The organism is Janthinobacterium sp. Ant5-2-1 (assembly GCF_001445815.1).
GTDB lineage: Bacteria > Pseudomonadota > Gammaproteobacteria > Burkholderiales > Burkholderiaceae_D > Janthinobacterium > Janthinobacterium lividum_E.
Window position 1 is genome coordinate 1 of sequence record NZ_LNCE01000033.1, and the last position, 20,017, is coordinate 20,017.

Below are 20,017 nucleotides of genomic sequence, written 5' to 3' on the forward strand. Positions count from 1 at the left end.
CAAGTAAATCAAAACCTAGTTGGACGATTCGGAGAGCCCCGCGCAAGTATGCGCGGTGCTTCGAATCCCACGCGTACGCCCCGCAGGGGGCGTACTCCTTTCCGCCGCCACAAATAAAAAAAGCTCCCTTTCGGGAGCTTTCTCTATTTGTTCTGGCGGAGAGGGTGGGATTCGAACCCACGGTACGATTTAACGTACGCTTGATTTCGAGTCAAGTACATTCGACCACTCTGCCACCTCTCCATTTGCTGCGGTCTTTCCCCGCATTGCTGCGAGAAGGCAAGATTATAGCAGCCCGCGGCGAAAAGAAAAGGACTATTTTAGGCCTTCAGATGCGTCAGACCGCCCATGTACGGGCGCAGCACGGCCGGGATCTCGACGCTGCCGTCTGCCTGCTGGTAGTTTTCCAGCACGGCCACCAGGGTGCGGCCCACTGCCAGGCCGGAGCCGTTCAGGGTGTGCGCCAGTTCCGGCTTGCCGGCGGCGTTGCGGAAACGCGCCTGCATGCGGCGGGACTGGAAGGCTTCGCAGTTCGACAGCGACGAAATTTCGCGGTAAGTGTTTTGCGCCGGCAGCCACACCTCCAGGTCGAAGGTCTTGGTGGCGCCGAAACCCATGTCACCCGTGCACAGCGACATCACACGGTATGGCAGGCCCAGGCGTTGCAAGATGGCTTCCGCATGGCCGACCATTTCATCGAGCACCTGGTACGAGGTGTCCGGATGCACCACTTGCACCATTTCGACTTTATCGAACTGGTGCTGGCGGATCATGCCGCGCGTGTCGCGGCCATAGCTGCCCGCTTCCGAACGGAAGCATGGCGTGTGCGCCGTCATTTTCAGCGGCAGTTGGTCGAGCGCGAGGATTTCATCGCGGGCGATATTCGTCAGCGACACTTCCGACGTCGGGATCAGGTAGAAGGTCTCGCCCTCGCCTTCCGCGCCGCCTTTTTTCACCGAGAACAGATCGGCTTCGAATTTCGGCAGCTGGCCCGTGCCGCGTAGCGAATCGGCGTTGACCATGTAAGGGGTATAGCATTCCGTATAGCCATGCTCGTCCACGTGCGTGTTGAGCATGAACTGCGCCAGCGCGCGGTGCAGGCGGGCGATGCCGCCCTTCATGACGGAGAAACGCGAACCGGTCAGCTTGGTGGCCACTTCGAAGTCGAGGCCCAGCGGGCCGCCCACGTCGACGTGATCCTTGACTTCAAAGTCAAAAGTCCGCGGCGTGCCGACCTTGCGCACTTCCACGTTGCCCGACTCGTCCGTGCCCAGCGGCGACGATTCATGCGGCAAATTCGGCACGGCCATGATGAAGTCGCTCAGCTTGGCTTGCACCACGCTCAAGGCCGCTTCGTCGGCTTTCAATTCATCGCCCAGGCCGGCCACTTGCGCCATCACGGCCGAGGTGTCTTCCCCCTTGCCTTTCAACATGCCGATTTGCTTGGACAGCGCATTGCGCTTGCCCTGCAGCTCTTCGGTGCGCGTCTGGATCGCCTTGCGTTCGGCTTCGAGGGCATTGAAACCTGCCACGTCGAGCTGGAATTTGCGCGTCGCCAGGCGTTCTGCGACGGTGGCGATGTCTTTACGGAGAAGTTGGATATCTATCATGGGTGGATGGCGGTGCCGATGTATCGAAAGCACTCATTGTACCAAGACCCGTTCAGTTCTTTAGGAGTTTTGCACATGGCTGGCCATCGTCATGGCGGTATGGCCGGGCACTCGCGCCCGCTTTGCGGCGACTGCTTAGTTTAATACTTAGATAAAGGCGGCTTTTTCGGCGGCGCTCAAGCGACGGGCGCTGACGGTGACGACAGGCATCGTGCTGTCGGCAGCCTGGGCGATCACGGTGCTGCTGGCGCTCACTTCCACGGTACTCGCGCCGGCGGTGGCGAAGCTGGCGCCGATGGCGATGATGGCGGCGGCGACAAAGGTGATTTCCATGTTTTTCAGTGCGTTCATGATGTGACTCCTGGTTGGTTTGTTTCGTTGACTGCTGCTGGTATGGTGGTACTTTAGCCAACGGCCACAAACAAGGCCACCGGCTTGCGACCAGCGGCGAAAAACAGGGAGCGAACGGTGAAAAACGGGGACTGAAGCGCGCAGAATAGTTACAAGGCGTCCTTGACGAGGCGACCAAGGCGGCTGATAGCCTGCTCGATGCGCGGCGTCCACGCATTGCCACAATTGAGGCGCAGATAATTGCCGAACTTGCCCGAGGCCGAGAACAGCTGGCCCGGCATATACGCCACGCCGTCCGCGATGGCAGGGCCATGCAGGGCCAGCGCATCGATTTGCGGCGGCATCTGCACCCACAGCACGAAACCGCCCTGCGGCTCGGACAGCATGCAATCCGCCGGAAAGCTGGCCGCCACGGCGTCGGACATGCGGGCGATGCGCTGCACCAGGGTGCGTCGCATCTTGCGCAGTTGCTGGTCGTAGCTGCTGCCCTCCAGAAAATCGGCCAGCACGGCCTGGAAGAAATGGCTGGTGGCGCCGCTCGACACGGTTTTCAGCAAAGCCACTTCCTGCGCGAAGCGCCCGGCCAGCACGTAACCGACACGGGACGCGGGCGTGATGGCCTTGGAAAATGAGGAGCACAGCAACACGTTGCCGCTCGTGTCGTAGGCTTTCACGGGCCACGGCCGCTGCGGCGCAAAGCACAGGTCGCCATATACATCGTCTTCCACCAGCGGAATATTGAATTCCGACAGCAGCCCCGCCAGCCGCTTCTTGTTTTCCTCCGGCATGACGCAACCGAGCGGGTTATTTGCGTTCGGCACGAACAAACACGCTTGCACGAGGCCGGCGCGCAGGGCCAGCTCGAGCGCATCGAGCGACGGCCCCGTCTTCGGGTCGGTGGGAATTTCCAGCGCCTTCATGCCCAGGCTTTCGATCATCTGCAGCAGCACGAAATACGTGGCAGACTCGATGGCAATCGTGTCGCCGGGCTTGGCGACGGCGCGCAGGCACAGGCTGATCGCCTCCGTGCAGGAATTCGTCACGACGATCTCGTGCGGGTCCAGCTTGCCCCAGTCCAGCGCCCGGCGCGTCACCTGGCGCAAAAAATTGCTTTCGCTGACGTCGTAACAGCTGACCTTGCTCAATAAAGCGGGCTCGCGCCGCGCCACGGCGCTGATGGTGCGCTGCATGCGTTTGATGGGTAATATCTCGTCGGGCGGCCAGGCCGTGCCCAGCTGCACGATATCGGGCGCCTCGTTTTCCTTCAGCACGCGCATCAACAGATTATTGATGCCGACAAAGGCCGGCTCCTTCAAATGCTGGGCGTCGGCGCTGCACGGCCGGCGCGGCGCGCGGTGGCGCACGAAATAGCCGGACTGGGGCCGCGCATCGACCTGCCCCCGGTCTTCCATCAGGCGCAAGGCTTGCATCACGGTGCTGACGGAGATGCGCTTTTGCTGCGCCAGGTGGCGGATCGACGGCAGGCGGTCGCCGGGCGCGAACACGCGCGAGTCGATCAAGGCGCCCAGCTCGTTGGCCAGGTGCTCGTACAGATTCAAATGCGCGCTCATGTTCATCCCTTCAGTATGCGGCTGGCGCACGTGGCCGGCACAGATACAGTTGCCGAGTTTTTTGACAAGCACAGTGTACGACAAGGGACACTGTATGCATCACAATTTCGTTTTCCTGCATCTGTCATGGTTCACCGCAAGGGCCTAAGCTGTTCCTGTCAGCACAACAGGAGCGATGCCATGCATACCGACCACGAATTACGCAGCGAACGGCCTTTGCGCCTGGAAAAAGCGCACGCCAGGGTCATCGAATGCCTGTCCGGCACGGCGTGGATCACGGCCTACGCCCAGTTCGAGGATTGCGTGCTGCGCAGCGGCGAACGCTATACGATACCGAATGACGGCCTGGTGCTGGTCGAAGCCGTGGGTAGCGGACACATCCGTGTGCATGGCACAGCCGCCCCCCGACCTGCCCTGCTGCGCTGGCTGAACCTGGCACGGCCCCACACACTGATCATAAGGAATACATGACACAAACTCTACTGCGCGTCCTCGTCACGGGCGCCGCCGGCATCATCGGCACCGCTTTCTGGAAGAGCCGGCACGGGGAATTCTCCCTGCGCCTGGCCGACCTGCACACAGGCAAGCTGGCCGAAGCGCCCTGCCCATCCATTCAGCTTGACGTGGCCGACTATGCCGCCTGCCTGGCCGCCTGTGCCGATATCGATGTGGTGCTGCACCTGGCCGGCGTGCCGCACGCCAGCGCCGATTTCGATGCGCAATTGCTGCAGCCGAACATTGTCGGCACGCACAATATCTTCCGCGCGGCACAGGAACAGGGAGTGAAAAGAGTCGTGCTTGCCAGCAGCGCGCAAGCCATCGAAGGCTATCCGCTCGACGTGCAAGTGCAAGAGCACATGCCGGCCCGGCCCGCCAACATGTATGGCGCCAGCAAGGCGTTTGGCGAAGGCGTGGCCTCGGCCTTTGCGCACCAGCATGGCATGACGACGATCGCCGTGCGCATCGCCAATGTGGCGCAGTTTGAACAAGGCCAGCAACACAGCGCGCGCGACATCGCCGCCTTCATCAGCGAACGCGACGTGGTGCAACTGCTGGCCCGCTGCGTGACGGCGGACGTGCCAGCCGGCTACCACGTCGTGCATGGGGTGTCGGACAACCGCTACAAGCGGCTGTCGATTGCCGCGACGCGCCAGCTGGTGGGCTATGCGCCGCAGGATGACGGTTTTACCCTCCTGGGACTGTAGCCTCAGCCCTTCCCTGCTTTTCTGTCCAGCTCGCGCAGCCACGCCAATTTATCGGCTATCTTGCTTTCCAGGCCGCGCGGCACGGGCTGGTACCAGCCCGGTTCGGCCATGCCGTCCGGAAAATAGGTTTCACCGGCCGCATACGCATCGGGCTCGTCGTGCGCGTAGCGGTAGGCGTGGCCGTAACCGAGTTCCTTCATCAGCTTCGTCGGCGCATTACGCAAGTGCACGGGCACTTCCTTCGACTTGTCTTTCTTCACGAACGCCATGGCCGTATTGAACGCGTTGTAGCCGGCATTGCTTTTCGCGGCGATCGCCAGGTAGATCACGGCCTGTCCCAGCGCCAGCTCGCCTTCGGGCGAACCGAGCCGTTCATACGTTTCCGCCGCATCATTGACCATGGTCAAGGCGCGCGGATCGGCCAGGCCGATGTCTTCCCAGGCCATGCGCACGATGCGCCGCGACAGATAGCGGGGGTCCGCGCCGCCATCGATCATGCGGCAAAACCAGTACAGGGCCGCGTCCGGGTTCGATCCGCGCACGGACTTGTGCAGGGCGGAAATCTGGTCATAGAAATTGTCGCCACCCTTGTCGAAGCGGCGCGAGTTCAAGGTCAGCGCATTGTCGACGAAGGCCGCGTCGATCTTGGTCGTGCCCGTCGAGCTGGCGGCCGTCTCGGCCTGTTCCAGCAAGTTCAAAAAGCGGCGCGCATCGCCATCCGCATAGCCGATCAGGGTGTCGGCGGCCGCCTCGTCGAAGGTCAGGTGCGTCAGGGCCGTGGATTGCGCCTTGGCCAGCAACTGTTTCATCTCGTCTTCGTTGAGCGATTTCAATACATACACTTGGGCGCGCGACAGCAGCGCCGAATTCACTTCAAAGCTGGGGTTTTCCGTCGTCGCGCCAATAAACGTCACCAGGCCCGATTCGACGAACGGCAGCAAGGCGTCCTGCTGCGACTTGTTAAACCTGTGGATCTCGTCGACGAACAGCAAGGTGTGCTTGCCGAACTGGTCGAGGCTGTGGCGTGCCTGGTCCATGGCCGCGCGGATATCTTTTACGCCCGCAAACACGGCCGACAGGGCGATGAACTCGCTGTCGAACGCGTTCGCCATCAGGCGCGCCAGGGTCGTCTTGCCCACGCCGGGCGGCCCCCACAAGATCATTGAATGGGCCTTGCCCGCCTCGAACGCGAGGCGCAGCGGCTTGCCCACGCCCAACAGATGCGTCTGGCCGATGACTTCGTTCAGGGTGCTCGGCCGCAAGGCTTCGGCCAAGGGCTGGCGCGGTGCGGTGGAAAAGAGATCCGCCATAATGAGTTACCTAATAAGAATGCAAAAGCCCCGCATTGCTGCGAGGCTGGTCAACAGCAAGACGTCAACAATCAGTTATTAATGACGTCCGCGCCTTTTGGCATCACGAATTTGAAATGGTTCGCGGCCAGCGCAGGATTCTTCTGGAAGTTCTTGAACGCCAGCACCGACGTCTGGCCGAACGAGTCGCGCAATTCCATCGCTTCCGGCACGCCGTTGCGCAAGCCGATGGTGATTTCGTCGAACGTCGTGTCCTTGGCTTTCGGTGTCGCTTTCAGCCATTCCAGGCCATCGCGCGTACCGGCTTCGGCCAGGGTGAAATTCTTTTCCAGGTCGTTGCTGCCGAACAAAATCGCCGCTGGCGAGGAACCGAGCGCGTCGCCCAGTTTCTTGACCGTCACCTGGCTCAAGTCCTTGTCGTAGATATACAGCTTGTCGCCGTCCGCCTGCAGCAGTTGCTCATACGGCTTCAGATAGGTCCAGATGAACTTGCCCGGACGCGCAAACTCGAACGTGCCGCTGGCTGGCGTCGACACTTTCGCCTTGCCGCTGGCGTCCGCCTTCTTGACCTGGCGCTGCACGAACTCGCCCTTGGCCGACTTGGTGCCGGCCGCAAAACTCTTGAATTGCTCCAGCGCGCTGGCCGAGGCGCTGGCCGCGAACAGCAGGCTGCAGGCAACGCTGGCCGCGCCGATCATCATTTTTGCTGCGAAAGTCGTGTTCTTCATTCTGTTTACCCTTGTTCACTACTGGCCGCAGGCACCAGGATTTCCCGGTTGCCATTGGATTGCATGGTTGATACCACCCCGCTCTGCTCCATCTGCTCGAGCAGACGGGCGGCGCGGTTGTAGCCGATGCGCAAATGACGCTGCACCAGCGAAATCGAGGCGCGGCGGTTTTTCAGCACCACCGCCACCGCCTGGTCGTACAGGGCATCGGCCTCGCCGCCACCCTCGCCCGGCGCGCCGCCCTCGGCGCCATCGCCTTCCAGGGTGCCGCCTTCGAGGATGCCCTCGATGTAATTCGGTTCGCCCTGCAGCTTCAGATGGCTGACGACTCTGTGGACTTCTTCATCGGACACGAACGCGCCGTGCACGCGCATCGGCAAGCCTGTGCCTGGCGGCATGTACAGCATGTCGCCCATGCCCAGCAGGGTTTCCGCGCCCATCTGGTCGAGAATGGTGCGCGAGTCGATCTTCGACGATACCTGGAAAGCGATCCGCGTCGGAATATTTGCCTTGATCAAGCCCGTGATTACGTCTACAGATGGGCGCTGCGTGGCCAGAATCAAGTGCAAGCCGGCAGCGCGCGCCTTTTGCGCGATACGCGCGATCAATTCCTCGACTTTTTTACCCACCACCATCATCAAGTCGGCCAGCTCGTCGATGATGATGACGATGGTCGGCAGTTTTTCCAGCGGCTCCGGCGAATCCGGCGTCAGGCTGAACGGATTCGGGATGTGTTCTTCGCGCTTTTTCGCGTCGGCAATCTTGGCGTTGTAGCCGGCCAGGTTACGCACGCCCATCTTGCTCATCAGCTTGTAACGGCGTTCCATCTCATTGACGGCCCAGTTCAGCGCATGGCCGGCCTGGCGCATGTCGGTCACGACGGGCGCCAGCAAGTGCGGAATGCCTTCGTAGACGGACATTTCCAGCATCTTCGGATCGATCAAAATCAGGCGTACGTCGAGCGGGTCGGATTTGTACAGCAGCGACAGAATCGTTGCATTGATGCCGACCGATTTACCGGAACCGGTGGTACCGGCCACCAGCAAGTGGGGCATCTTCGCCAGGTCGGCCACGACGGGCTTGCCCGCGATATCCTTGCCCAGCGCAATCGTCAGGCTCGACACGCCATCGTTGTAGACCTTGGAGCCGAGGATTTCCGTCAGGCGCACGATCTGGCGCTTGCTGTTCGGCAGCTCCAGCGCCATGTAATTCTTGCCAGGAATGGTTTCCACCACGCGAATGGAAGTCAAGGACAGCGAACGGGCCAGGTCGCGCGCCAGGCCGACGATCTGGCTACCCTTCACGCCCGTGGCCGGCTCGATTTCATAGCGCGTGACAACGGGGCCGGGGTAAGCGGCCACTACCTTGGCATCCACGCCAAAGTCGGACAATTTCTTTTCGATCAGGCGGCTCGTAAATTCCAGCGTTTCCACGGACACCGTTTCCACCACGGGCGGCGCTTCATCGAGCAGCGACAGCGGCGGCAGCTTGCCATCGCCCAGGTTCTCGAACAAATGGGCCTGGCGTTCCTTTTCCACGCGCTCCGATTTCACCACGGTCACCACCTGCGGCTCGATCTTCACGGGCGGCGCGGCCACATGTTTTTCTACATGCTTGGCCCGTTCGATGACCACCACTTCGTCGCGGCGCACGGCGGCCACTTCGCCCTGGCGGCGGTCTTCGCGGTCCTGGTAACGCAGCACGAACCAGTTGAAGGCGTCTTCGATGGCGCCGCCGATGCGTTCGGCCACTTGCAGCCACGACACGTGGAAGAACAGGGAAAAGCCCAGGCCGAACAGCAGCAACAGCAGCAAGGTCGCGCCAGTAAAACCAAAAGCCACGTGGGCCGAGTGCCCGACCAGCTGGCCCAACACGCCGCCCGGATCGCGCGGCAGCTGCACGTGCAGGCTTTTTGCCATGCGCAGGAATTCGAGGCCCATGCTGCCGATCAGCATGATGGAGAAGCCGACGATGCGGATCAGCATCTCGACATGGTGTTCGCGCTCCACCTCTTCCTCTTCCAGCAGGAAGCGCTTGCTCAGGCGGCGATAGCCATGCCACACCGTGCGCAGCAGCCACACGCACCACCACCAGGCGGAAAAGCCGAAGATATACAGCAACAGGTCGGAGAAGGTCGCGCCGAGCTTGCCGCCCAGGTTAGCCACCTTGTCGACGTTGGTGGCGTGCGACCAGCCGGGATCGAGCTTGTTGAAGCTGGCCAGGATCAGCACGAAATACAAGGCAAACGCGGCCAGCGCGAACCAGCGCGCCTCGGACAGCAGCCGCACCAGCCGGTTGGGCAGGGGCCGGCGTTCGACCGGTTTTCGGGTGTAGCTATTTTGATTGGCCTGGGCTGGTTTAGTCATTCTGGGAAGCGCTGCAAGGTGAAAAATGTTTCTGAAAGGGAATTTCCCATAATAAGGAAGTATTCTAAGCCATATATGCCCCGGACGGCCCCACGATTCGTCGCTACAGGCGGCTTGGTCTATAATCGTGGATTGATTGCGCAAGCGCAATACGCCCTTGTTCTTCGCGCGTATGCCCCCAATTCGGATAGACCCCACTCATAGAGAAGCTTCCCATGACCACTACCAAACACGCCCGCGTTTTGATCCTCGGCTCCGGCCCAGCCGGCTACAGCGCCGCCGTCTACGCCGCCCGCGCCAACCTGAACCCGATGCTGGTCACCGGCGTGGAACAAGGCGGCCAGTTGATGACCACCACCGACGTGGAAAACTGGCCCGGCGACCCGATGGGCGTGCAAGGCCCGGACCTGATGCAGCGCTTGCTGCAGCACGCCGAGCGTTTCAATACGGAAATCGTGTTTGACCACATCCACACCACGTTCCTCAATGAAAAGCCGATCCGCCTGAAGGGCGACAGCCACGAATACACGTGCGACACCCTGATCATCGCCACGGGCGCGTCCGCGCAATACCTGGGCCTGCCATCGGAAGCGGAATTCATGGGCAAGGGCGTGTCCGCCTGCGCCACCTGCGATGGCTTCTTCTACCGCAACCAGGAAGTGGCCGTCGTCGGCGGCGGCAACACGGCCGTCGAAGAAGCGCTGTACCTGTCGAACATCGCCAATAAAGTCACGCTGATCCACCGCCGCGACAAGTTCCGCGCGGAAGCGATTTTGATCGACCGCCTGAACGCCAAGGTTGCCGAAGGCAAGATTGTGTTGAAATATAACCACACTCTGGACGAGGTGACGGGCAACGAAGGCGGCGTGACGGGCCTGAACATCAAGTCGACCATCGACGGCAAGGTCGAAGCGCTCTCCGTGCATGGCGTCTTCATCGCCATCGGCCACAAGCCGAACACGGGCATCTTCGAAGGCCAGCTGGACATGCACAACGGCTACATCAAGACCAAGACGGGTCTGGAAGGCATGGCCACGGCCACCAGCGCACCGGGCGTGTTTGCGGCCGGCGACGTGCAAGACCACATCTACCGCCAGGCCATTACCAGCGCCGGCACGGGTTGCATGGCAGCACTGGACGCCCAGCGCTACCTGGAAGGCCAGGAGTAAGCGTCGCATGGCGTCGATGAAAGACTTTGCCGACCTGAAAGCGGTCAGCAAGCAGCTCAAGGAGCAGGCGGATGCGCGCGCCCAGGCTGAAGCGGAGCGCGCCAAGCAGGTCAAGGTGCAGGCCGTGGAGAGCAATCTGTTCAAGGCCAGCATCGGCGGCGTCAAGCGCTTGCCCGAGTCGGACCGCTACGTGCCCAGTCTGCCCAAGACGGGTACGGCCAGCGCCCAGCAGCCGGCGCGCAAGTTGTCTCCGGAAGAGGATGATGCGGCCGTGCTGCGCGAATCGCTATCGGACTTGTTCGAAGTCGACCATTACCTGGAAAACGATCCGGCCCTGAACTACGCCCGTCCCGGCGTGGGACCGGACGTGGTCAAGAAGATGCGCAAGGGCCACTGGCCCATCCAGGATGAGCTGGACTTGCACGGCTTGCGCCGCGACGAGGCGCGCGACGGCATCGGCGCCTTTTTGAACCAGGCGACGCGACGCAAGCTGCGCTGCGTGCGCGTGATCCACGGCAAGGGTTTTGGCTCGAAAGGCCAGGAACCGGTCTTGAAATCGATGGTGCACAGCTGGCTCGTGCAAAAGGATGAAGTCATCGCCTTTTGCCAGGCGCGTCGCTCCGAAGGGGGCGATGGTGCCCTCGTCGTATTGCTTTCTTCCGCCCTGCAGCCCACCCGCTGAGCACCGCAGCAAGAAATTACAATTCAGTAACAAGTTAGCCCACGCACACGGCCCCGTTTGTCACCATTCGGGGCCGTGTCATGTTAACCTGTGACAATTATTTCCTGCTCAAGCGCTCCACCCATGATGCCACCCCAATTGCCGCCTGGCTCGCTGATCAAGATCATTGAGGTCATCGCCATCCTGGTGGGCGCGTTTTCCGGCTTCATCGAAGCGCGCCGCAAGCGCATGGACCTGGTCGGCGTGTTCGTCGTGGCATTCATCACGGCATTCGGCGGGGGGACGTTGCGCGACATCCTGCTCGACAAGCGACCGTTGTTCTGGGTTTCGCACCAGGAATACGCAATACTCATCTTCGTGCTGGCCCTGACGGCCGCGCCCTTGATCCAGCACTTGCGCCAGATCGTCTCGGAACGCCTGATCGTCATTGCCGACGCCATCGGCCTGGGCATGTTCGCCATCGCGGGCGTGGCCGAAGCGACGCGCGCCGGCATGCCGCTTTTCATCGCATCGATGATGGGGGTGATTACGGGGATTTTTGGCGGCGTGATGCGCGACATCGTCTGCAACGAAGTGCCGATGGTATTTCGCGACGGCAAACCGTACGCGATCTGCGCGTTCTTCGGTTGCTGGGCTTATTTATTGCAGATGCACTTCGGCGCCGAGCACGACTTCGCGCTGTGGACCAGCGCCAGCGGCATCACGATTCTGCGCCTGATATGCTGGAAATTCGATATGCGGCTGGGGCGCTGAAGCGTCAAGCGGCAACGTTGTTGGCGGCGCATGTCGGCTTACGCGCTGGCGCGCTAAGCCGACCTACGGCATGACACACGTTGCTACGGGTAGGTCGGATTAGGTCCGGAGGACCGTAATCCGACAACATTGTTAGCCCAGACTTACACCGCGTCCGGCCCCGTCTCACCGGTACGAATGCGTATCACCTGCTCCACATCGCGCACGAAAATCTTGCCATCGCCGATCTTGCCCGTGCGGGCTGCCTTGATGATGGCGTCGACCACCAGTTCCGACACGCTGTCGTCCACCACCACTTCCACTTTGACCTTCGGCAAGAAGTCGACCACGTACTCGGCGCCACGGTACAGCTCGGTATGACCCTTCTGGCGGCCAAAGCCCTTCACTTCCGTCACGGTCAAGCCCGTCACGTTCACGTCGGCCAGGGCCTCACGTACTTCGTCGAGCTTGAATGGTTTGATGATAGCGGTAATCTGTTTCATGGCTACTCCTTAAAATTGTTGGATTGTGGACAGATGGCTGTTTATTCGTAGAACTTCGACGTAATCGGATAACGCCAATCGCGGCCGAAGCCACGGTGCGTGACGCGGATGCCCACCGGCGACTGACGCCGCTTGTACTCATTGATCTTGATCAGGCGCGTGACCCGAGCCACATCGGCCGGCGGATAGCCAGCCTCGATAATCTCGGCGATCGGCCGGTTTTCTTCCATGTACAGCTGCATGATGCCGTCGAGCACGTCGTATGGCGGCAAGGAATCCTGGTCCAGCTGGTCGGCGCGCAGTTCGGCCGACGGTCCGCGCGTCAGGATGCGCTCGGGTATCACGTCCGACACGCTGTTGCGCCAGGCGCACAGCCGGTACACGAGCGTCTTGGCGATATCCTTGATCACGGCAAAGCCGCCCGCCATGTCGCCATACAGGGTGCAGTAACCAACCGCCATCTCGCTCTTGTTGCCCGTCGTCAGCACGATGCTGCCATGCTTGTTCGACAGGGCCATCAGCAAGGTGCCGCGGATGCGCGCCTGGATGTTCTCTTCCGTCGCGTCTTCCGCCAGTCCGGCGAACTCGTCAGCCAGGGTAGCGCGGAAGGCGTCGAAGGTTTGCTTGATCGGAATTTCATCGTAGCGCACATTGAGGCGTTTTACCATGTCGCGCGAATCGATCCACGAGATATCGGCCGTAAATTGCGACGGCATCATGACGGCGCGCACCTTGTCGGCGCCCAGCGCATCGACGGCAATCGCCAGGGTCAGGGCGGAATCGACGCCGCCCGACATGCCGATCAGCACGCCAGGGAAGCCGTTCTTGCCGATATAGTCGCGCACGCCCAGCACCAGCGCCTGGTACACCTGCGCCTCGGTGGTCAATGGCGCGGCCAGCGGCTGCGGCACGGGCGTGGCGCCGTCGAACTCGACCAGCTGCAAGTCTTCCTCGAAGTGGCGCAGCTGGGCGCACATCGTGCCGGCCGCATCCATGACGAAGGAGTCGCCATCGAAAATCAGTTCATCCTGGCCGCCGACCAGATTGGCGTACACGAGGGCCATGCCTTGCGCGCTGACATTCCTGCGCATGGTTTCATAACGCAGATGCTGCTTGTTCATGTGGTAGGGCGAGCCGTTCGGCACCAGCAGCACTTGCGCGCCGGCCGCGCGGGCGCGCGCAGGTGCATGCTCGAACCACGTGTCTTCGCAGATATTGATGCCGAAACGCACGCCCTTCACGCCAAACACGAAAGCCTGGTCCGACGACGTGAAGTAACGCTTTTCATCGAACACGGTGGTGTTCGGCAAATCGTGCTTGCGGTAGGTGCCCAGCACTTCGCCGTTCAGCAACACGGAGGCGGCGTTGTGGCGCACACCCTTCTCGTCTTGCAGGGGCAAACCCACCACCACGTGCAAATCCTTGAACTGGGCCAGGTCGGCAGCCAGTCCCGCAAACGCTTCCTGCGTTTTTGCGTAGAATGCATTGCGCAGTAATAAGTCCTCGGGTGGATAGCCGACCAGCGACAATTCCGGCGTGAGCACGATATCGGCGCCCGCTTCAAAGGCGCGGCGGGAAAGGTCGAAGATCTTGGCACGGTTGCCGGCCAGATCGCCGACCGTACTATTCATTTGAGCAATTGCGACTTTGACTGTCATGATGATGATGGATATTTTCGTTCTATTAAACAAGACAGGGGCGCGCAGGCCGATGGCGGCGCCCCGAGAGTGATGAATGCACACTACAACAATGAATTATCGCACGGCTATCGTCACTACCCTGGCTGAAATTGGCGAAGCGGCCTGGTCTGAACTGCTGGCCAGCCAGGCGGAGGCCAATCCCTTCCTTTCCTACGCCTTTTTGCACGCGCTGCACGAGTCCGGCTGCGCCAGCGCGGACACGGGCTGGCAGCCGAATTACCTGGTGCTGTGGCAAGGCGAATCCTTGGCCGCCGCCCTGCCCCTGTACCTCAAAATGCACTCGTATGGCGAATACGTGTTCGACTGGGCCTGGGCCGACGCCTATCGGCAGCATGGCCTTGAATATTACCCGAAACTGCTGTCCGCGATTCCATTCACGCCTGTGAGCGGCGCGCGCCTGCTGGCCCGCGACGGCGAGGCGCGCGCCGCACTGCTGGCATTCCTGCAAGCCCAGCAGCAAGCGGCCGACGTGTCGTCCTGCCACATCCTGTTCCCGCCGGAAAGCGAAGCGCGCCAGCTGGAGGAAGCTGGCTATCTGATGCGTAGTGGCGTGCAGTTTCACTGGCTCAATCCCGGCTACTCGGATTTCGAACAATTCCTCGCCACCCTGGAGCACAAGAAGCGCAAGAATATCCGCGCCGAGCGGCGCAAGGTGCGGGAAGCAGGCGTCACCATGCGCCAGGTACGCGGAACGGAGGCCACGGACGCGGACTGGCAGCTGTTCCACCGCTGCTACAGCAATACCTATGCGGAACACCGCTCCTCGCCCTATCTGTCGCTGGACTTCTTCCGGCGCATAGCCGCCAGCATGCCGCAGAACATTCTCCTGGTGATCGCCGAACGCGAAGGACGGGCCATTGCCGCCTCGCTGGTGATCCACACGGCTGACACCCTGTACGGCCGTTACTGGGGCGCGCTCGAGCACGTGCCCTGTCTGCATTTCGAGACGGCGTACTACCAGCCGCTGGAATTTTGCATCGCCAACGGCATCGCCACCTTCGAAGGGGGCGCCCAGGGCGAGCACAAGATGGCGCGCGGCTTCCTGCCGCAAAAGACGTGGTCCGCCCACTGGCTGGCGCACCCGGCCTTTGCCGACGCCGTGCAGCGATTCCTTGAACGCGAACGCGGCGGCATCGATGCCTACCTCGATGAATTGAACGAACACAGTCCTTTTCGCGCATAAAAAAACGCTCCCGGCCATGACTGGCGGGGAGCGTTTTTTTACCGGGTGTTCTTAGGCTTTGGCGGCGTCGGTCTTGAAGGCAGCGACGCCGTTCAGGATTTCTTCCTTGGCCACTTCCGGGCCATACCAGCCGTCGATCTTGACCCATTTGCCTTTTTCCAGATCTTTGTAGTGCTCAAAGAAATGCTGGATCTGGCGCAGACGCAGTTCGTTCAAGTCTTCCGGCTTTTGCCAGTGGCTGTAGATCGACAGGACCTTGTCGACTGGCACGGCCAGCACTTTCGCGTCTTCGCCCGACTCGTCGGTCATTTTCAGCACGCCGATAGGACGGCAGCGCACGACTACGCCAGGGATCAGCGGGAATGGGGTGATGACCAGCACGTCAACCGGGTCGCCGTCCGGCGACAGGGTGTTCGGCACGTAACCGTAGTTGCACGGGTAATGCATGGCGGTACCCATGAAGCGATCGACGAAGATCGCGCCGCTTTCCTTGTCGACTTCGTACTTGATCGGATCGGCATTCATCGGGATTTCGATGACGACGTTGAAATCGTTCGGCAGGTCGCGGCCGGAAGAGACGTTATTCAAACTCATGGGGTTCCTCATTAGCGGGTGGTGTTTTAACCGCGCAATTATAGCGAAGTACAGGCCGCTTGTGCGATGCAGCAGCAGCCCGCCGGCGTTTTGCGCGTCCTGCCAGCAACAGTGGCGCGCCCCGTCCGCCGAACCCCATAGCCTGCCACCGGAAGTATAAACAGGCCACCAAAAATAATAAGTAGAAACACTTAAGCATTACTACGGTCAGTCCCGAGTTAATACCGTCAATATCCACCTATTTTCATTTCAATATCACCATGCGACAAACATGGTTATTATATTTAATATTGCATTTTATGCAGCCACTTATAACAACAGCGTCACCCTTATTCTCTCCGCGATGCTTGCGCATGAGGACGCAGCCGCGTCAATACACCCTCCAGCCCGTGAATATGCTCTTCCAGCATAATATTTGCGTTTATTTGAAGCATTTATTGATTCAAATAGCGGCCCCTCCAAAAAATGGCGCGACCAGAAGACAATCATCAATTCTGATAAACTGTCACATTCTGGTGTTTCCAAAACTTCGCATACTCTGCAAACAAAGCCTGCGCTAGATTCAATATGGCGCTTCCACGCGCCACCGATAAATCCTTGCAAAAAGGAATATGATGATTCCCTCTTTCCGGCCCGGGCCTTTATTAAAGGTCACCGGCGTTATTTTCATTCTGTTCGGCCTCGCCCTGCTGGGCGGCGGCATCTGGCTGGCCTCTCTGGGCGGCTCCTGGTACTACCTGCTGGCCGGCATAGGCATGCTGATCGCAGGCGTGCTCGTCTTCAAAGGCAAGCGCAGCGCGCAGCCGTTCATGGCGCTGCTGCTGATCGCCACCCTCATCTGGTCCGTCATTGAAGTGAAATTCGACTGGTGGCAACTGCTGCCGCGCCTGGACATCTGGTTTGCCGCCGCCGTCTGGCTGCTGCTGCCCTTCGTCAGCCGCCGCCTGGCACCACCCGCTGCCGCCGCGGCGAAACAGGGACAAGCGGGCAAGACGGCGCTCTCCGCCGCCGTGGCCCTGACCGTCATCGCCGGCGTCATCGCCCTGTTCCAGGACTACCATGACCTGCATGGCGACGTGCCGGCCGAAAACATGGCCGCCACCGCCACGGGCGACCTGGCGCCCGGCGTCGAGCACAATGACTGGTCCGCGTATGGCCGCTCCGGCTATGGCGACCGCTATGCCCCTGCCGCGCAAATCACGCCAGCCAATATTTCCGGTCTGAAAGAAGCCTGGACCTACCACACGGGCGACTTCAAGGGACCGAACGACCCGGGCGAGATCGCCAACGAAGTCACGCCGCTGAAGGTCAATGACATGCTGTATTTGTGCACGCCGCACAATATCGTCATCGCCCTGAACCCGGACACGGGCAAGGAAATCTGGCGCCACGATCCGAAGATCAACCGCGATGCGGCCAGCTACCAGCACATGATCTGCCGCGGCGTGGCGTACTGGGACGTGAACGCGGGCCGCGCCAAGAACAATCCAGCACCGGAAGCTGCCGGCATGGAATGCCCGCGCCGCATCCTGGCGCCCACCATGGACGGCACCATGATCGCCGTCAACGCCGATACGGGCGAGTCGTGCAAGAGCTTTGGCAACAACGGCGTCGTCAACCTGTATAAAAACATGGCCATGATCAAGCGCGGTTTCCTGATGCCAACCTCGCCGCCAGCCGTGTCGCAGAAAATGGCCGTGATCGCCGCCAGCGTGACGGACAACCATTCGACGGAAGAGCCGTCGGGCGTGATCCGCGGCTACGATCCCGTCACCGGCAAGCTGATGTGGAACTGGGACCCGGCCACGCCGGAAGATACCGCGCCCTTCCCTGAAGGCAAGAACTACACCAACAACTCGCCGAACTCGTGGGGCGTGGCCAGCATCGATGAAAAGCTGGGCATGGTCTACATTCCGATGGGAAATGAAACCCCCGATACCTGGGGCGGTAACCGCAACAAGAATGGCGAGAAATTCAACAGCGCCATCGTCGCGCTGGACTTGGCAACGGGTAAAGTGCGCTGGGTCTACCAGACCGTGCACCACGATATCTGGGATATGGATATCGGCGGCCAGCCTAGCCTGGTCGACATCGACACGCCGAAAGGCAAAGTGCCGTCCGTCGTGGCCACCACCAAGCGCGGCGACATCTATGTGATCGACCGCCGCGATGGCAGCCTGGTCGTGCCGGCGCCGGAAAAACCCGTGCCGACGAGCAATCCTGCCGCCGGCGACACCCTGTCGCCCACGCAGCCGTTCTCGGCCCTGACGTTCTTGCCTGAACGCAATATCAGCGAAGCGGACATGTGGGGCACGACGCCGTTTGACCAGCTCGCCTGCCGCATCATCTTCAAGGAGCGCCGCTATGAAGGCCCGTTCACGCCGCAAACGGCTGGCAAGGGCGCCGTCATTTCCCCGGGCCCATTGGGTATCTTCGAATGGGGTGGCGCGGCCATCGATCCCGTGCGCCAGTTGTTGATCGTCAACCCTGACTACATGGGCTTCCTGGAAAAACTCGTGCCGCGCGCGGAAACGACGGCCAAGGGCGGCACCGGTGGCGAAATGGGCTTGCAGCCGCAGACGGGCGTACCATTCGCCGTGGAAATCAAGGCATTCCTGTCGCCGCTGGGCTTCCCATGCCAGGCACCGCCATGGGGCTATGTGGCCGCCGTCGACCTGCGCACCATGAAAAAAGTGTGGATGCACAAGAACGGCACCACGCGCGACAGCGGTCCCGTGCCGATCCCGCTGCCACTGGGCGTCCCTAGTCTGGGCGGCATGGTCACCACGGGTGGCGGCGTGACCTTCCTCAGCAGCACGCTCGACTACTACATCCGCGGCTACGATGTCAGCAACGGCAAAGTGATCTGGAAAGCCCGCTTGCCAGCCGGCGGCCAGGCTACACCGATGAGCTATGTGTCGAACAAGTCGGGACGCCAGTTCGTCGTCGTCATGGCCGGCGGCCACGGTTCGCTGGGCACGAAGATGAGCGACACCCTGGTCGCGTATGCCTTGCCGGAAGGCACTGCAGCAGTACCGAAGAAGTAAAGTAGCAGCGCAAAAAAAAGCCGTTCAGTCTGCACTGAACGGCTTTTTTACGTCTGAAGAAACAACTACAGGATGGTCGCCAGCGCGCACTGCCGGTAATGGGCGGCAGCCTGTTCCGTCTGCTGCAAGGCGTCGTGCATCTGCGCCAGCTTCAGGTGGGCGTCGCGCACCATTTGCGGCTCGTTCGCATCCGACAAGGCCTGCTCCAGGTGACGCTGGGCCTTGCCCCACAGTTTTTGCTTGAGGCACAAGGTGCCCAGGGTCAGCGCCAGTTCCGCATCCAGCGGACGCTGTTTCATCCATTGCTCGCAGTGCTCGATCTGCAGCAGCAGGGCCGGCGTGCCGCTTGGCGCCGCCGCTTCGCGGTAGGCGCGCACGACGCGCTCGTCCCAGTCGGCGGCCAGCGACTCTTCGCACACGAGGCGCGCTTCATCGTGCAGACCGCGCGCATTCAGGGCCGTGGCGGCGCGGCAGGCGATATACGGCTTGACCCGGTCGCTGCTGGGCACGGTGGACCACACGCGCATCAGGGATTCGGCGTCATGCGATTGGTCGGACAGCAAATGGTCGTAGGCCAGTTCGCGCAGGCGCGACGACAGGGCCGGATGCAGGGCGCGGTGCTTGTCGAGCGAACGCACGAGGCGCAGCACTTCCGGCCAGTTCTTCGCCTGCTGCTCGGCCTTGAGCGACCATTGCAGCGCGTGGATATGGCGCGTGCCGCTGGCATTGAGTTCGCGCACGGCGGCCAGGGCCGCTTCCGGCTGGTGGTCGTCGACCAGCAATTCCGTCACCGTCATCAAGCGGGCCGTCTTCAGGCTGGCGTCGCCTTCGACGCGGGACAGCCAGCTGTCGCGGCGTTCGGACTGGCGCATGCGGTGCGCGGCGCGCGCGCCGATCAGCGCGGCCAGGCCGGCGTTTTCTTCCAGCTCGGCGGCCCGCAAGGCGGCTTTTTCCGCATGACCGAAACGGCCTTCGAACAGGGCTTTCAAGGCTTCGCGCAAGCCCTTGTTGCCGTCGCGCTCACGCTTGCGCTGGCGGTAGGCCGCCACTTGCGCCGGCATGCGCACGGTGGCGCGCACGGCGCGCACCAGCAGGTACAGCAGCACGAACAGCACGACCTGCAGCAGCAGGAAGAAGTTCAGCGACAAATCGATGCGGTAAGGCGGATAGAACAGCACCACGTTGCCGGGATTGAAACGGGCCGTCACGGCGATACCGATCGCCGCGGCCATCAGGGCGAGTAACCAGAGGAATAGACGCATGGGC

General features: G+C 61.4%; 17 protein-coding genes and 1 tRNA gene. 7 read left to right on the plus strand and 11 right to left on the minus strand.

Annotated features, from left to right (window positions below; translation table 11 throughout):
* Positions 1-153: 153 nt before the first annotated feature.
* The 4 genes from ASN89_RS11585 to ASN89_RS11600 form a co-directional block, all read right to left on the minus strand.
* Positions 154-243, minus strand: a tRNA-Ser gene (locus tag ASN89_RS11585).
* A 77-nt stretch (positions 244-320) separates the two neighbouring features.
* Positions 321-1,610 carry a serine--tRNA ligase gene (serS, locus tag ASN89_RS11590; RefSeq protein WP_058049376.1) on the minus strand — a complete coding sequence of 430 codons (1,290 nt, stop codon included), beginning with the start codon at positions 1,608-1,610 and terminating at the stop codon, positions 321-323.
* Positions 1,611-1,757: 147 nt separating this feature from the next.
* A complete protein-coding gene (locus ASN89_RS11595) occupies positions 1,758-1,961 on the minus strand; it encodes a hypothetical protein (RefSeq protein ID WP_058049377.1) in 204 nt (67 codons plus the stop codon).
* A 149-nt stretch (positions 1,962-2,110) separates the two neighbouring features.
* Entirely contained in the window at positions 2,111-3,532 is a 1,422-nt protein-coding gene (locus ASN89_RS11600) for a PLP-dependent aminotransferase family protein (RefSeq protein WP_046682542.1), read from the minus strand.
* Between the two features lie 180 nt (positions 3,533-3,712).
* Between ASN89_RS11600 and ASN89_RS28990 the strand changes: the two genes are divergently transcribed.
* Both ASN89_RS28990 and ASN89_RS11610 read left to right on the plus strand, forming a co-directional pair.
* On the plus strand, positions 3,713-4,003 hold the full coding sequence (locus tag ASN89_RS28990; RefSeq protein WP_052755530.1) for a DUF2917 domain-containing protein: 291 nt from the start codon (positions 3,713-3,715) through the stop codon (positions 4,001-4,003).
* Positions 4,000-4,737 carry an NAD-dependent epimerase/dehydratase family protein gene (locus ASN89_RS11610; protein WP_046682498.1) on the plus strand — a complete coding sequence of 246 codons (738 nt, stop codon included), beginning with the start codon at positions 4,000-4,002 and terminating at the stop codon, positions 4,735-4,737. The genes ASN89_RS28990 and ASN89_RS11610 overlap by 4 nt, the downstream gene beginning before the upstream one ends.
* A 2-nt stretch (positions 4,738-4,739) precedes the next feature.
* On the opposite strand, the gene ASN89_RS11615 is transcribed toward ASN89_RS11610, so the two are convergent.
* From ASN89_RS11615 to ASN89_RS11625, 3 genes are all read right to left on the minus strand, one after another.
* Positions 4,740-6,047, minus strand: a complete 1,308-nt coding sequence (locus tag ASN89_RS11615) for a replication-associated recombination protein A (protein WP_058049378.1) — start codon at positions 6,045-6,047, stop codon at positions 4,740-4,742.
* Between the two features lie 71 nt (positions 6,048-6,118).
* On the minus strand, positions 6,119-6,775 hold the full coding sequence (gene lolA, locus ASN89_RS11620; RefSeq protein WP_046682496.1) for an outer membrane lipoprotein chaperone LolA: 657 nt from the start codon (positions 6,773-6,775) through the stop codon (positions 6,119-6,121).
* A 5-nt stretch (positions 6,776-6,780) separates the two neighbouring features.
* Positions 6,781-9,141: a DNA translocase FtsK gene (locus ASN89_RS11625; RefSeq protein ID WP_046682495.1), complete on the minus strand. Its 2,361-nt coding sequence runs from the start codon at positions 9,139-9,141 to the stop codon at positions 6,781-6,783.
* Between the two features lie 215 nt (positions 9,142-9,356).
* Here ASN89_RS11625 and trxB point away from each other — a divergent pair, with 215 nt between their 5' ends.
* From trxB to ASN89_RS11640, 3 genes are all read left to right on the plus strand, one after another.
* The gene (trxB, locus tag ASN89_RS11630; RefSeq protein ID WP_034758671.1) at positions 9,357-10,310 is read left to right on the plus strand and encodes a thioredoxin-disulfide reductase; all 954 of its coding nucleotides are present in this window, start codon (positions 9,357-9,359) and stop codon (positions 10,308-10,310) included.
* 7 nt (positions 10,311-10,317) lie between these two features.
* Positions 10,318-10,992, plus strand: a complete 675-nt coding sequence (locus tag ASN89_RS11635; RefSeq protein WP_058049379.1) for a Smr/MutS family protein — start codon at positions 10,318-10,320, stop codon at positions 10,990-10,992.
* A gap of 123 nt (positions 10,993-11,115) precedes the next feature.
* Positions 11,116-11,745: a trimeric intracellular cation channel family protein gene (locus tag ASN89_RS11640; protein WP_034758680.1), complete on the plus strand. Its 630-nt coding sequence runs from the start codon at positions 11,116-11,118 to the stop codon at positions 11,743-11,745.
* 143 nt (positions 11,746-11,888) lie between these two features.
* Here the strand turns inward: ASN89_RS11640 and ASN89_RS11645 are convergent, their stop codons facing one another.
* Both ASN89_RS11645 and ASN89_RS11650 read right to left on the minus strand, forming a co-directional pair.
* Positions 11,889-12,227 (minus strand): P-II family nitrogen regulator, encoded by a 339-nt coding sequence (locus tag ASN89_RS11645; protein ID WP_034758685.1) that lies wholly within the window; start codon positions 12,225-12,227, stop codon positions 11,889-11,891.
* A 41-nt stretch (positions 12,228-12,268) separates the two neighbouring features.
* The gene (locus ASN89_RS11650; protein WP_058049380.1) at positions 12,269-13,885 is read right to left on the minus strand and encodes an NAD+ synthase; all 1,617 of its coding nucleotides are present in this window, start codon (positions 13,883-13,885) and stop codon (positions 12,269-12,271) included.
* A gap of 91 nt (positions 13,886-13,976) precedes the next feature.
* On the opposite strand from ASN89_RS11650, the gene ASN89_RS11655 reads away from it, so the two are divergent.
* The gene (locus ASN89_RS11655; RefSeq protein ID WP_058049381.1) at positions 13,977-15,110 is read left to right on the plus strand and encodes a GNAT family N-acetyltransferase; all 1,134 of its coding nucleotides are present in this window, start codon (positions 13,977-13,979) and stop codon (positions 15,108-15,110) included.
* A 51-nt stretch (positions 15,111-15,161) separates the two neighbouring features.
* On the opposite strand, the gene ppa is transcribed toward ASN89_RS11655, so the two are convergent.
* Positions 15,162-15,704: an inorganic diphosphatase gene (ppa, locus tag ASN89_RS11660; protein ID WP_034786159.1), complete on the minus strand. Its 543-nt coding sequence runs from the start codon at positions 15,702-15,704 to the stop codon at positions 15,162-15,164.
* Positions 15,705-16,315: 611 nt separating this feature from the next.
* Between ppa and ASN89_RS11665 the strand changes: the two genes are divergently transcribed.
* Entirely contained in the window at positions 16,316-18,751 is a 2,436-nt protein-coding gene (locus ASN89_RS11665; RefSeq protein ID WP_058049382.1) for a membrane-bound PQQ-dependent dehydrogenase, glucose/quinate/shikimate family, read from the plus strand.
* 65 nt (positions 18,752-18,816) lie between these two features.
* Here ASN89_RS11665 and ASN89_RS11670 read toward each other — a convergent pair whose 3' ends face one another.
* Entirely contained in the window at positions 18,817-20,013 is a 1,197-nt protein-coding gene (locus tag ASN89_RS11670; protein ID WP_046682490.1) for a heme biosynthesis protein HemY, read from the minus strand.
* Between the last annotated feature and the right edge of the window lie 4 nt (positions 20,014-20,017).